Source organism: Kineosporia babensis, assembly GCF_021129305.1.
GTDB classification, from domain to species: Bacteria; Actinomycetota; Actinomycetes; order Actinomycetales; family Kineosporiaceae; genus Kineosporia; species Kineosporia babensis.
The window spans coordinates 184477-197710 of the sequence record NZ_JAJOMB010000020.1; the positions used below are offsets into that span (position 1 = coordinate 184477).

Here is a 13234-nt window from a genome sequence, read left to right on the forward strand (position 1 = left end):
CCTTTCGCAGGTCCGGGCCGTGATCGGGCCGGTGGCCGGCCCGATCACGCAGGAGGTCGGTCAGGACGCCGGCTTGACGTGCTTGATGATCTCGGCGAAGTCGTTGCGCGACCACACCGCCGGGTAGGCGTACATGTCGCTGTCGCTGGGCCAGCCGCTGAACTTCTTCACGTTCCAGACGCTGGTGGTGCCACCGGTCCACAGCGGGATGTAGGGCATCTCCTCGACGATCGTGTTCTGGATGACGTCCAGGTGCGGCTGCCGTCCGGCGTGGTCGTCCAGCGGCAGGCCGCTGAGCGCCTTGATCGCCTGGTCCACCTCCGGGTCGGAGAACCGGGAGACGTTGTTGCCCGAGGTCTTGCCCACCTTGGCCGTGCTCGTGGTGGAGAAGAAGTTGTTGTACACGTAGTACGGGTCCGGCGCCGAGCCCTGGTAGAGGTTGTCGATCGCCAGCTGGAACTTGCCGCTGGTCTTCTTGCCGGTCCACTCGTTCCAGGACGACTGGCCCACCTTCAGCTCGATGCCCACCTCCTTGAGCTGCTGGGCCATCGTCTGCAGGCCGGTGATGTAGTCGGTCCAGCCGGTCACCGTCTCGACCATCAGGCTGAGCTTCTCGCCGTCCTTGGCGTAGATCCCGTCGCTGCCCTTGGCCCAGCCGGCGCCTTCGAGTTCGGCGGTGGCCGCGGCGGCGTCACCGGTCTCCGGGGCCACCGGCTCGGTGATCGCCGAGGAGATCATGTCCTTCTGGTTGGACAGCAGCGCGTAGCTCGGCGAGATCTCGCTGTTGGTGTTCTGGAAGCCCAGGGCGTTGATCTGCTGCCGGTTCAGGGCGTAGTACACCGCCCGCCGCACGGCCGGGTCGGTCTGCGGGCCGGTGCAGCCCAGATCCGGGTTGGCGCAGGCGATCAGCGACGTCTGCATCAGGTTGGAGGTCAGCGCGTCGTATCCCGGGTAGACCTCCGAGACCTTGTCCATGTTCGGCACCGGCGAGGTCTGCCAGTCGATCGTGCCGGCCATGATCCCGTCGGCGCCGGCGGTGTTGCCCGACAGCGACAGGAAGCGCACCGTCTTGATCGCCGGGACCTCGCCCCAGTAGTCCTCGTTGGCCACGTAGGTGAACGCCTGGGCCTTGAAGTCGCCGAACTTGAGCGGGCCGGTGCCGACCGGCTCCTCGTTGACGTCGGTCTCCGGGTTACGCCCTTCCCACAGGTGCTCGGGCACCATGTAGATGTTGCCGAGCACATCCGGGCCCTGGGTGAAGGCCGCCTCGGGGAAGGTGATCACCACGTGGGTGTCGTCGACAGCCTTGGCCTCACCGTCGAAACCGATCGAGTTCAGCGCCGCGTGGTCCTTGACGATGTTGAGGCTGAACACCACGTCGTCGGCGGTGAACGCCTCGCCGTCGGTCCATTTCACGTCGTCGCGCAGGGTGATCGACAGCTCGGTGCCGTCGTCGTTCCAGGTGTACTCGGTGCCCAGCAGCGGCTGCGGTTCGCCGTCACCGGACTTGTTGATGAAGAACAGCTGCTCGTAGATCGCCGCCCCGCCGCCGATCTGGGTGGGCGAGAACGGGTTGAAGTTGATCTGGTAGTCCCCGGACTGGCCGGTGTAGACCACCATCGTGGTGGTGCCGCCGCCTCCGGAGCCCTCTGAGCTGCCGCTGCCACCGGAACAGCCGGCCGCGAGCATCCCGAGCGCGACCAGACCGGCCGAAATCTGCAGAGCCCGGGCCCGGTTCGTCCGGGAGCGAGCCCTCATCGCCGTAAGGAACATCCTTGGTCCTTCCCGTTGACCGCCGGGTGCCACCGACGGCTCATCTCCCGCAACTTTGCGGTGACGCAATTCTTACGGAGCTAAATTTAGTGTGTCAATATAGTCCTGGGACATCGCGACGGAGCTGTTCACCGGCCTGCGTTGCGCCCCTGACCTGCGCCTTTGAACTCTCCGTCCGCGAAGGGGGCACCTTGGCGACACCGACCCTCGCCCTCGTCCTCGATCTGATCAGGACTTCCGGCCCGATCAGCCGGGTCGAACTGGCCGCCCACTCGGGACTGACGCCGGCGACGATCACCAACACCGTGCGCGAGCTCCTGGCCGGCGGTCTGGTCCGGGAGACCGGCCGCCGCCCGGTGGCGGTCGGCTCACCCCGGCGCCTGCTCGACCTCGCTCCGGATGCCTGGTACGCCGTGGGCGTTCAGCTGTCCCGCTCCACGATCACCACCGTGGTCACTGATTTCACCGGAAGACGGCTGGTCAGCGCGCAGTCGCCGGGTGTCGGGGACGGCACGGTGCAGGCCACGCTGACTACCCTGGCCGCGCACGTGGAGCACCTGCTGGCCTCGGCCGCCGTGCCGCGGAAGCGGGTGCTCGGGCTGGGCCTGGTCACGCACGGGCCGCAGGACCGTGAGCGCGGCATGATCCTGACTGCGCAGCCGACCCCGGCATGGCAACGTTTTCCGCTGAGCACCACGCTGAACGAGTTGCTGTCGCTGCCGGTGCTGCTGGAGAACGATGCCACGGCGGCGGCGATCAGTGAGCAGTGGACGGGTGCGCTCGGGGTGGGCACGTTCGGGGTGGTCTGGGTGAGTGGTAGCGGGATCGGTGGCGGGGTGGTGCTCAACGGTGAGGCTTTCGGTGGCCCGATCGCCAATCCGGTGGAGATCGGGCATGTTCCGCTGGATCCCAGTTCGACGTTGTGCGCGTGCGGCAATCGGGGGTGCGCGGAGGTGACGGCCGGGCCGGCTGCGGTGGTGGCTCAGGCGGTTGCCGATCCCTTGCAGCAGGGGCGGTTACGGTTGTCCGGGCGACCGGAGGACACGCTGAACGACTTCGAGCGCCTGGCGGTGGCGGCAGACCGGGGCGATCGGTGGGCCCTGGCTCTGCTGCGCACGTCGGCGGACCGGCTGGCGGACGCGGTGGTCACCCTGATGAACCTGTTCGACCTGGATACCGTGGTGCTGTCCGGTCCGGCCATGGTGACCGCGGGCCCGTTGTACGCCGAGGCGGCTACCCGGGCGGCCGAACGCGGTGCCCTGGCCCGATTGCTGCGGCCGGTCAAGATTTTGCTCTCGCCTGATGCTGCTACTGCTGCGGCTGTTGGCGGGGCTCTGGTGGTGCTGCGCTCGCCCCTGGCCCACGCCGAGCCGCCGGCGGTTCCCGAGAAGAACGTCTCACCACTGACGACCTGAAACGGTCTTCATCCAGGCACCCAACCTCGTTCTGACTCTCAAAGCCCTTCCGGCCGTGGAGCCTTCGTCTCGTTCCCTTCCCCAGGAGAAACCGTGCCCGACACCCCTATCGATCCCACCCCTGGCCCGAGCGCCACAACCCCAGCACCCCAAAAGCCCACGCCCCCAGCATCCGCGACCCCAACGTCAGCGATGCCGACCTCTGCGCCGCAGACGTCGGTGCTCAGGCGTGACGGAGTGGCCGTGATCGTCCGTCATCCCACTGACGCTCCCCCCATCGTCCAGCATTGGGGTGCCGACCTCGGACCTCTGAGCCCCGAGGACCTCATCGCCCTCAGGGACGCGGACGACCGTCAGACTCCCCCGGGCACGCTCGATGCGGCCTGGCGCCCCGGCGTTCTACCCACCGAGCCCGACGGCTGGCCCGGCCGGCCCGGTCTGCTGCTGGTACGCAACGGCATCCCCCTGATCCCCCGCTGGCATCTCGGCACCGTCTCCGGGACCGATCAGGAACTCGAAACAACCTTACAGGACAATGAATCCGGCCTTCGCCTGACCACCCGGCTGTGGCTGGAACCGGGTGGCCTGCTCGGCCTGCAGCACGTTCTGAGCACCGAGGGCGAACCGGTCGAAGTGCAGTGGCTGGAAGCCGTGCTGCCGGTCCCCACCCGAGCGGACAGCGTCACCACGTTCTCCGGCCGCTGGACCCGTGAGAAGGCGCCGCAAACCACCCAGCTGAGCCGCGGTTCGTTGGCCCGGCAGACACGCCGCGGCCGTCCCGGCCACGATCAGCCCTGGCTGCTGGCTCTTTCTGACGGCGAGGCCCGAGCCCGCTCCGGCGAAGTGTGGGCCGTCCACCTGGCCTGGCCCGCCGACGTCACTTACCGCACCGACCGCCTGCCGGAAAACCCCACGCTCCTGGGCGCGGGCGAACTGCTGCGCCCCGGCGAAATCGTCCTGGAACCAGGCAGTTCCTACACCTCGCCGAAGGCCTGGTTCGCGTGGTCGCCGGACGGGTTCGACGGGGTGACCCACAAGTTCCACACCTACCTGAGGTCACGTCCCCAGCATCCCCAGGCACCCCGTCCATTGGTTCTGAATACCTGGGAGGCCGTCTACTTCGACCACAACCCGGCCAAGGTCCTGCAGCTCGCCGAGCGGGCGGCTGAGATCGGGGTGGAACGGTTCGTTCTGGACGACGGCTGGTTCCTGGCTCGCCGCAATGATACTCGCGGCCTGGGAGACTGGGAGGTGGATCGCACGGTCTGGCCCGAAGGCCTGGAGCCGCTGGCCGAGCGGGTGCGCGAACTCGGGATGCAGTTCGGGCTGTGGTTCGAGCCCGAGATGGTCAGCCTTGACTCGGATCTGGCCCGGGCCCATCCGGAGTGGCTCCTGCACGATCCGGCTCAGGTTCCCTCACCCGCAGGTCTTTCCTGGCGCACCCAGTATCTGCTCGACCTGGCCGATCCGGATGCGTACGGCTACCTGCTGGAGCGGATGAGTGGGCTGGTGGCGCAGCTCGGGCTGGCTTTCATCAAGTGGGATCACAACCGCGACCTGGTCGATGCCCGCCACCGGGGTCGTCCCGGTGTGCATGCCCAAACTCAAGCCGCCCTGGCACTGATGGCGGAGCTCAAAGCCCGGCATCCGGGTCTGGAGATCGAGTCCTGCTCATCCGGCGGCGCGCGCTGCGACCTGGGAGCGATCGAGGTGGCCGACCGGGTCTGGGCCAGCGATTCCAACGATGCGGTGGAACGGCAGGACATTCAGCGCTGGACCGAGCTGCTCCTGCCGCCGGAGCTGATCGGTGCGCACGTCGGCCCGCCCACCGCGCACAGTTCCGGCCGTACGGTTGATCTTTCGTACCGGCTGGCGACCAGCCTGACCGGTTCGGCGGGGTTCGAATGGGATGTGCTGCAGTGCGACGAGGAAGAGGTGCAGCGGCTGCAGCGTTTCGCCGGGCTGTATCGGGAACTGCGCGGGTTGCTGCACAGCGGCACCGTGGTGCACACCGACGTCCGTGATCCGGCTCTACGGGTGCGGGGTGTGGTTGCTACCGATCGTCGTGCTGGGGTGTGGACGATCGCCACGGTGGCCACGCTGGAAGATGCTCGGCCGGAGCCGGTTCGGCTGCACGGCCTCGATCCGGACCGCAGCTATCAGGTGCGCGTGCGCGAGGAGATCGGAAAGGCCCGCTGGGGTTGGATCACGCCGCGCTGGCTGTCCGAACCGGAGGTGGTGCTGAGCGGCCTGATGCTCGACACGCTGGGTCTGCAGATCCCGGCGCTGTGGCCGCAGCAAGCCCTCGTCGTGCACGTCACCAGTTAACTTTTCGGAGGCGCGGTGGAGGCGCGGGCGACGACCTGGGCGCAGGGTGGGGTCTGCACCATCGGGACGTCGCCGCGCACCGCCTGCAGCAGCACCCCGGCGGTGATCACGCCGAGCTCGTGCACGTCGCGGCTGACCACAGACAGCGGCGGGTGGCAGATCCGGCTGTTGGCTGAGTCGTCCCAGGCCAGGATCGACAGGTCGTGCGGCACCTGGACGCCCCGGCGGCGGGCCTCGCGCAGTCCGGCCACGGCCATCAGGTCGTTGTCATAGACCACGGCGGTGGGCCGAGGGTTCAGGTCGAGCAGCTCGCCGGTCAGGCTGGTACCCGCCGCCGCACCGTAGTCGCCCTCCCGTCGGGTTCCCCGCCCACCCGCCGCGTTCACCGCGTCAGTGAAGGCCTCGGCCCGAGCCTGGGTGTGGCGGTAACGCTCCGGACCCGAGACCCAGGCGATGTTCTCGTGTCCCAGGCCGGTCAGGTGCTGGACGGCGGCTCGCATGGCGCCGGCGTTGTCGTAGTCGACCACCCAGGCGCCTGAGGCTGGGTCACCGCCGATGTGGATGGCCGGCAGCCCCAGCTCGGCGCAGACCACCAGACGGGGGTCGCCCTCGACGAGGTCGGAGACCACCAGCGCGTCCACCAGGTCCTCGGCCACCCAACGGCGGTAGGCGAGGATCTCGGCGTCCAGATCCGGAACGATGTGCAGGAAGACGGTGCCGTCGTGGCGGTCCAGTTCCTCTTCCAGCCCGGCCAGCAGGCTGGCGTAGAACGGTTCCAGGCCGCTGTCGTCATCCATCGCCAGCAGCGCCATGCCCACCCGGGGGCCCGCACCGGCCCCCGCCGCTGAAGTCATGCCGCCCAGCATGACATGCCCGGCGCCGGGGAAAAGCGGTGCTCGGCGCCGAGCGGACCGTGCCATGCTTGCGCCCGTGTACGGAGCGGATGTAGGGCCTGAGACGAGCAAGCGCGCCCGCCGGGCCCCCCGCACATCCACCCGGCGCGTGGTGCTGGATCTGATCCGTACCCGCGCCCCGATCAGCCGCGTCCAGCTGGCCGAGATCACCGGCCTCACCCCCGCCGCGATCACCCACGCCGTGCGCTCCCTCCTGGACGAGGGACTGGTCGAGGAGAGCGGACTGCGTGAGCCCACCGGCGGTAAACCCCGGGTGATGCTGACCATCTCGGCCCGGGCCCGTTGCGCTGTCGGGGTACAGCTCGGGGCCGACTGGATCGTGGTGGTGCTGACGGACGCTCGCGGCGCGGTGGTCGGTCGGATCCGGGTCCGCGGGGCCCGCCAGGACGACCCCGCCGACGTCATCACCGTCGTCGCCGGGCATGTGGACACTCTGCTGCGGGCCACCGCCATCGGCTCCGAGCAGCTGATCGGGGTAGGGCTGGCGGTGCCGGGCACGATCGACCGCGAGGCCGGGGCGATCCGGGAGGCACGCACGTTGCCCCGGTGGAGCGGATTTCCGGTACGGGACGCTTTGTCCCAAGCGCTCGGGGTGCCGGTGGCGATGGACAACGACGCCACCGCCGCGGCCGTCGGGGAACACTGGAGCGGGCGCACCGCCGGCGCGGTGGCCCACTGCACCTTGTACATGGGGGCCGGGATCGGCGCGGGCTTCATTCTGGCCGGGGCGGTCCATCGCGGGGCCGGGGGTAATCCGGGCCCGCTCGGACGGCTGCATCTGCATCGGGCCGGACGCGATGCCGGGCCTTCACTGGAAGACCTGGCCGCTCCCCATACGGTGGCGCACAGAGCTCAACTGCTGATGGACGAGGGACGCGCCTCGGCCATCGAGCTCACCGAAGAGGGCGATCCCTTCAGGGATTTCGGTATGGTGGCCGCCGCCGCGGTGCACGGGGACACGCTCGCGCTGGAGCTGGTGGAGGAGTCCGCGCACTACCTGGCCGATGCTGTGGTCACGCTCGCGCACCTGCTGGACATCGACTCGCTGGCCCTGGCCGGGCCGTCGTTCAGCACCGCCGGGTCGATCTATGTGGCGGTGCTGGAACAACGTCTGCACGCCGACGGCTTTCTCACCGTCGGCGTCACCCTGGCCGCGCATGTCGCGGACGCGGCGGCGGTGGGTGCCGCCGCGCTGGTCTTTCACGAGGAACCCGTCGTGGTGGGCCCGGTCTCAGCGCTGTAGCAGCGAACGCAGCTGCCGGCGCAGCCAGAGCAGACCGGCGCCGGTCGCGACCGTGGCCAGGCTGCCGCTGACCGCGCCGGAGGTGAACGTGGTCAGGGCCAGGCGGCGAAAGGTGAAGCCGGGGGCGGCGTCCGGCCAGGACACGATGGTCACGCCGGTGATCCGAACCTGAGCTTGAGAGTCGGGCCCGGAGGTGATCAGCCGGGCGGTGAGCAGATGGTCACCGGCTCGTCCGTCGGCCAGCATCACGTACCGTCCGGAGGCCGGTACCGGGTAGCGGGCCTCGGCCACGAAGACGGTGAGCGCGTCCAGGTCGATCTGGATCTGCTCGCTGCCGTCGCCGCCCTGGACCTCGAGCCCGAACTCGATCAGGCCGTCGCCGGGCAGGCTGCTCAGGATCACCGCCGCGGCGGGCTTGTGCGCATCGAGGGTGAGATCGGCCCCGGTGATCCGGCCCCGCCGCAGCCCACGGGCCGCCACGCGCTGCTGCCAGGGCTTCCACGCCATCTCCGGCATCCGGGTCAGTTCCAGGGGCCGCAACGGCCACAGCGAACGGTAGGACGGATGCAGCCGGGCCACGCTCGCCCCGGCCAGCGGTGACCAGCCGTAGCCCACGCCGTGCCCCGACTCGCGCACCGACCGGGCGTACCACTCCACGGCGTACAGATGCGCCCAGTTCACCGCCCGCACCACATTGTGATCGGGTGCCTTGCCGGCCGGGGTCAGCACCACGTCGACCACCGCCGACAGTCCGGGGATCCGGTGGTACGGGCTGCCGAAGACCGAGGTGTAGGAGTCGACGAAGGTCCGGCCGTCGGTGCGACCGGGCGCGATCCGGGGCAGGACCACGTCGGTCAGGTTGGCGGCGCCGCTGAGCCGGCTGAGCCGGTTGTCGGGGGCGTCCAGCAGCGTCACCTGCTCGGGCGCCCGCTCCAGCGCCGCCGCTGCGTGCACGGCGACCGCGCTGCCATGGCTGTGCCCGATCAGCTGGATCCGGGCGTCCGGGTTGCTCAGGCCCTGCTGCAGGGCCATCGCCAGGCGCCGGCCGTTGTTCTGGGTGGCCTGGCGCGAGCGGTAGGCCAGGATCAGGTCGGCGTCGGTGGCCGACTCGTCCAGCCAGGAGTAGTGCAGCACACAGTGGTCCTCGCCGAGCCCGGCCAGGGCCTCCAGCAGCGGCAGGTAGTACGAGCTCAGGGTACGGCCGGTCGGGTCGATCAGCCGCGGGTCCCAGGCCGGCAGCTCGGCCACCAGGTCACCCACCGCGTGGAAACGTTCCTGCAGCCAGAACCCCGGTTGCCAGCCGTGCACGAAGACATGGACGAAGGGGGCCTGGATGCTGTCGGCGGTGACCGGGTGGAAGCCCGTCCCGTCGAAGCGGCTGAGCCTGCGCAACGGCTCGTCCGCGCTGTGGTGCCGGGTCTGCATCCCCTCAGTCACCCATACCCGCGCTTCGGCCGCCAGCGACGCACGGGACCGAAGGGGAAGTGTGTGATCATATGCGGTCAACCGTGCAGCCAAACCGCGGTGCTCCCAACAACCCGCAGTCATCTCCCAGAGAGGCACTCCACGACGTGGTGCCCAACGCTCCCGCCCGCATCCCGGTCGTCCTGCTCGTCGAGGACGACCCGGGTGACGTCCTGATGATCACCGAAGCCCTGGAACGCGCCAGCGTGCCGCCCCAACTGCACGTGGCCGGGGACGGCCAGGCGGGTCTGGAGTTCCTGCGCCGGGAAGGCTCGCACGCCGACGCCCCGCGCCCAGACCTGATCCTGCTCGACCTGAACATGCCGCGCCTGGACGGTCGGGAGGCGCTGGCCGCGATCAAGTCCGAGGAGCGGCTGCGGGCCATCCCGGTGGTGGTCTTCACGACCTCCGACGCCGAGTCCGACGTACTGGCCAGCTACCACGGTCACGCCAGCGCGTTCGTCACCAAACCGCTGGACCTGGACAAGCTGGAGGCGGTGGTGGAGCAGATCAACCGGTTCTTCACCACGGTCTCGACCATCCTGCCGCCCGACTCGCGCTCGAACTGAACCGGACGCCCGGGTCACACAGTCGCGCGGCCCGGGCGTGCGTCCCTCATCGGTCGCAGGACAACGCCTCCTGGTACGGGGAGACGTCCGCGCGGATCGCCACCTTGGCCGCGAAGATCGGCACCTGACTCCCCCAGTCACCCGTGCGGTTCATCTCCTGCAGCACCGCCCACTCGCGGTGGCCGCTCAGCGCGTCGTCCACCGCGGCCATGCCCTTGTCGTCGTCGGCGGCCCGGGCCTGCGCATACTCCTCCAGCCAGGCACAGCTCACCGTACGGAGCACATCGATGCCGAAATAGTAACGGTCCTGGCTGTATTCGGCCCTCAAGTCCGCCGCCTCCAGGCCAGCCGGCACCGGAACATCACTGAGCATCTCCTCGGCCACCGCGACCGAGGTCTCCGGCCGGACGAAACCCTCACCGAGGGCGGCTTCCCACTCCTGCGGTTGCAGCACCCGCAGCCCGCTCACCGCCGAGAGGAACGCCTCCCGCTCGCGGATACCGTCGATCCGCACGGTGACGAACACCTCGCCGACCGGAATCAGCAGTTCGTAGTGCAGGTCCAGGCCGAGAATCGTGGCCTCCTGGCCGAAGACGTCGATCGTGCCCCGCTCGTCGATGTCCGGGCCGAGCCGCTCCAGCGTCCGGTCCCAGATCCGCATCGGCAGCCACGAGATCGTCATGCTCTCCCGGCCCCGGGTGAACGTCTCGCTGCCGTCCTGCGCGGCGCCCTGGTACAGCTCGGTCAGCTTCCAGTCGTCGTTCTCCACGAAAAGGTAGGGGTTACCGTCACTCTTCAGCTCCTGCTGGGGCAGATCGGCCGCCGGAGAAACCGTTTCGTCGTTGTTCGGGAAGAAAACCAGGGGCAGGACCAGCGCAGCGGCCGCAGCCACTCCCGCCAGCCAGGCCGTGCGCTTCACCGGGCGGATTCGCAACGGGGTGACGTCGGAACCGGTTTCGAGGGTTTCCTCGGTCTGACTGGACATGATCTCCTCCAGGAGTTCCTGCCTCGCCTGATGAAATCCGGAGGACGGCGACTGGACCGGGCGGGCCCGGCGCATCAAATCCTCGATCTGACGGTCGTTCATGCCTTCCTCTCCTTTCTCGGCGTGAGCGCTGTGCGGACATCCGGTACATGTCCGGCCCCCGCTCGATCGTTCGTCAAGTTCCCGGAATCGAACCGGCCACGCATCCGGGTCCGGGCCCGGAACAACCTCGAGCGCACCACCCGGGCCGGAAGGTCCAGCAGGGCGCCGATCTCCCGCGGGCTGAGCTGCTCCCAGACGGTCAGCTCCAGCACTTCACGGTCGGTGTCGTCCAGAGCGCTCAGCGCCGCATCCACGGCGAGGGCCTCGACCAGGTCGACGGCCGGATCCTCGAGCCCTTCGCGCAGGTCCAGCCGCAGCCGCTCGCCCAGCCGCACGCGACGCTGCTCGCCCCGGGTGTGATTGGCCAGCACCAGGCGGGCCACCCCGAACAGCCACAGCCGGGCCTCACCGCCCGGGGGTATCTCCGCTCGTCGGCGCCAGGCCACCAGGAACGTCTCGGCAACCAGGTCGGCGGCGTCGTCCGGGGTGCTCACCCGGCGCTGCGCATAGTTCAGGATCGCCGTGAAGTGGGTGGTGTACAGGCGCCGGAACGCTTCGTCCTTCACACCTGCTCATGTCCAGTCGCCGCCGAAACGTTCCGATGAGTTTCTCAGTCATCGACGGTCGGAGAGAACATGTATGAGATGCCCGTGGCCTCCCGCGCCCCGCAGACCACCGTTTCCGCTGATGGCACCGTGATCGCCTTCGACGTCCACGACTCAAACGGATCGGACGGCCCGCTCGTCCTGATCGTCGGGGGCGCAACCCAGCGCCGTCTGGACTCCAGCAGCCTGGCCGAGGCGCTGGCCGCCGCAGGCTGCGTCGGGGTGGTCTACGACCGGCGCGGCCGGGGTGACAGCACCGACACCGCGCCCTACGCCGTGCAACGCGAGGTAGAAGACATCCAGGCCGTGATCCAGGCCGTCCGCCCGGGTGGGCCGGCATTCCTGGCCGGCTTCTCCTCCGGCGCCGCGCTCGCCCTCCAGGCCACCGCCGCCAGCGCTCAGGTCAGCGGCGTCATCCCCTTCGAGCCCCCGTACCGCCTGCCCGACGGCCCTCCCCTGCCGGAGGGGTACACAACCACGCTGGAGAAGTTCAACGCCGCCGGTGACCGCGACGGCGCCTACGAGTTCTTCATGCTCAAGGCCGTCGGCCTGCCCGAGGACATGGTCGAGGGCATGAAGGCCACCCCGATGTGGGCCCACTTCACCGCCGTCGCCCCAACCCTCGCCTACGACGGGCACTGCCTGGGCGGCGACGACCACTCACTACCCACCGACCTCGCCCAGCAACTCACCGTGCCCCTGCTCGGCCTGGCCAGCACCGGCAGCCCTGCCTACCTTCAGGAACCCGCACGGCACCTGGCTGCCCTCGCCCCGCACGGCACCTTCGAACTGCTGGACGGCGAATTCCACACAGCCCCGGACTCCGTCATCGCCGCCCGAGTCGCCGCCTTCACCCAGGCAGTCAACGGGTAAGCGCACGCCAGCGCGGCTGCTCAGTCACGACCACAAGCAGACACAGCACAGTGACGATCACAGCCAGCCAGGTGGGCGCCAGCACCCACGTCGCGACGGTGGCGGCCACCAACTGCACCACCAGCAAGCCGATCGTGACGATGCCCGCAACCGCCACCGGCCCGTCACCACCCGGCCGGTCCCCCGGTGTGCTGAAAATCGCCGGCAGCGCAATCAACAGCACCACCGAACCGATCGCCAAGACCTTCGAGTGCGACCACAACGCCCACGGCGTAGCCACCCACGCGATCAGCTCGGTCAGAAAGCGCAGGCCTCCGCTGAGATAATCGTGCCCGGGCTTCGGGGAGACCTGCATCGCCCAATCCACCTGTCATCGCCCAAACCGGTCAGGTCAATGTACGCCTTGGAATGCCAGGGCGAGACCGCTCTGTCGAGTGCCTCACCGATCGGGGAGGACGTAGCTGGCGGACAGCAGCCCCAAGAGTGGGCACTTGCCGACGGCCGCTGCAGCCAGCCGAATCTCAGCCCTGGCTGCGAGTTCCAACGGTGGCACGCCGTCGATCGTTGCAGCCCGGACTGCGGTGTCGACACCCGCACCCACGAGTGGTGCGGCAGTCCGCAGCGAGCCACGCAGGGCACATGATGTCAGCTGCCCCGCGTGGATGATCAGGTTCCGCTGCCGGTACAAGCGCCTGAAAATGTCTTCCAGCTGGCCCATTACCGCTTCATGTCGGCATGGAGCGGATGAACCACCTCCTATGCCCGGATCAGCACCCATCCCCTCGGCCTGTCCTCATCAAACAAGCCGTGCGGCAGCCTGACGGACCAGCCACCAACGGCCGCTCAGAGCCTGGCTCCAGTTTATGGGAATGCTGCCCGCATGCTGTCCCAGCAGACGACAGCAATGTCCGCCGCCACACTCGGGGCGATCCCTCTTGCTCTCGGCACACCCGAGCGCCATCA

General features: G+C 69.1%; 11 protein-coding genes. 5 read left to right on the plus strand and 6 right to left on the minus strand.

What is annotated here, in order from left to right:
• Positions 1-60: 60 nt before the first annotated feature.
• Positions 61-1758, minus strand: coding sequence for an ABC transporter substrate-binding protein (locus LR394_RS30430; RefSeq protein WP_231448027.1), 1698 nt, complete (start codon positions 1756-1758; stop codon positions 61-63).
• Positions 1759-1964: 206 nt separating this feature from the next.
• On the opposite strand from LR394_RS30430, the gene LR394_RS30435 reads away from it, so the two are divergent.
• Both LR394_RS30435 and LR394_RS30440 read left to right on the plus strand, forming a co-directional pair.
• Entirely contained in the window at positions 1965-3188 is a 1224-nt protein-coding gene (locus LR394_RS30435) for an ROK family transcriptional regulator (RefSeq protein ID WP_231448028.1), read from the plus strand.
• Between the two features lie 243 nt (positions 3189-3431).
• Complete coding sequence (locus LR394_RS30440) at positions 3432-5516, plus strand: alpha-galactosidase (RefSeq protein ID WP_231448029.1); 2085 nt, start codon at positions 3432-3434, stop codon at positions 5514-5516.
• On the opposite strand, the gene LR394_RS30445 is transcribed toward LR394_RS30440, so the two are convergent.
• Complete coding sequence (locus LR394_RS30445) at positions 5513-6370, minus strand: LacI family DNA-binding transcriptional regulator (protein WP_231448030.1); 858 nt, start codon at positions 6368-6370, stop codon at positions 5513-5515. The genes LR394_RS30440 and LR394_RS30445 overlap by 4 nt on opposite strands.
• A gap of 64 nt (positions 6371-6434) precedes the next feature.
• Here LR394_RS30445 and LR394_RS30450 point away from each other — a divergent pair, with 64 nt between their 5' ends.
• Positions 6435-7673 carry an ROK family transcriptional regulator gene (locus tag LR394_RS30450; RefSeq protein WP_231448031.1) on the plus strand — a complete coding sequence of 413 codons (1239 nt, stop codon included), beginning with the start codon at positions 6435-6437 and terminating at the stop codon, positions 7671-7673.
• On the opposite strand, the gene LR394_RS30455 is transcribed toward LR394_RS30450, so the two are convergent.
• Complete coding sequence (locus LR394_RS30455) at positions 7662-9110, minus strand: hypothetical protein (RefSeq protein WP_231448032.1); 1449 nt, start codon at positions 9108-9110, stop codon at positions 7662-7664. The genes LR394_RS30450 and LR394_RS30455 overlap by 12 nt on opposite strands.
• A gap of 137 nt (positions 9111-9247) precedes the next feature.
• Here LR394_RS30455 and LR394_RS30460 point away from each other — a divergent pair, with 137 nt between their 5' ends.
• Positions 9248-9706 (plus strand): response regulator, encoded by a 459-nt coding sequence (locus LR394_RS30460; protein WP_231448033.1) that lies wholly within the window; start codon positions 9248-9250, stop codon positions 9704-9706.
• A gap of 46 nt (positions 9707-9752) precedes the next feature.
• On the opposite strand, the gene LR394_RS30465 is transcribed toward LR394_RS30460, so the two are convergent.
• Entirely contained in the window at positions 9753-10793 is a 1041-nt protein-coding gene (locus LR394_RS30465; RefSeq protein WP_231448034.1) for a hypothetical protein, read from the minus strand.
• Entirely contained in the window at positions 10790-11359 is a 570-nt protein-coding gene (locus LR394_RS30470) for an RNA polymerase sigma factor (RefSeq protein ID WP_231448035.1), read from the minus strand. Before LR394_RS30470 ends, LR394_RS30465 begins: the two co-directional genes overlap by 4 nt.
• A gap of 69 nt (positions 11360-11428) precedes the next feature.
• On the opposite strand from LR394_RS30470, the gene LR394_RS30475 reads away from it, so the two are divergent.
• The gene (locus LR394_RS30475) at positions 11429-12271 is read left to right on the plus strand and encodes an alpha/beta fold hydrolase (RefSeq protein WP_231448036.1); all 843 of its coding nucleotides are present in this window, start codon (positions 11429-11431) and stop codon (positions 12269-12271) included.
• On the opposite strand, the gene LR394_RS30480 is transcribed toward LR394_RS30475, so the two are convergent.
• Positions 12261-12626 carry a hypothetical protein gene (locus tag LR394_RS30480; protein ID WP_231448037.1) on the minus strand — a complete coding sequence of 122 codons (366 nt, stop codon included), beginning with the start codon at positions 12624-12626 and terminating at the stop codon, positions 12261-12263. The two genes, LR394_RS30475 and LR394_RS30480, sit on opposite strands and share 11 nt — an antisense overlap.
• Positions 12627-13234: the final 608 nt, after the last annotated feature.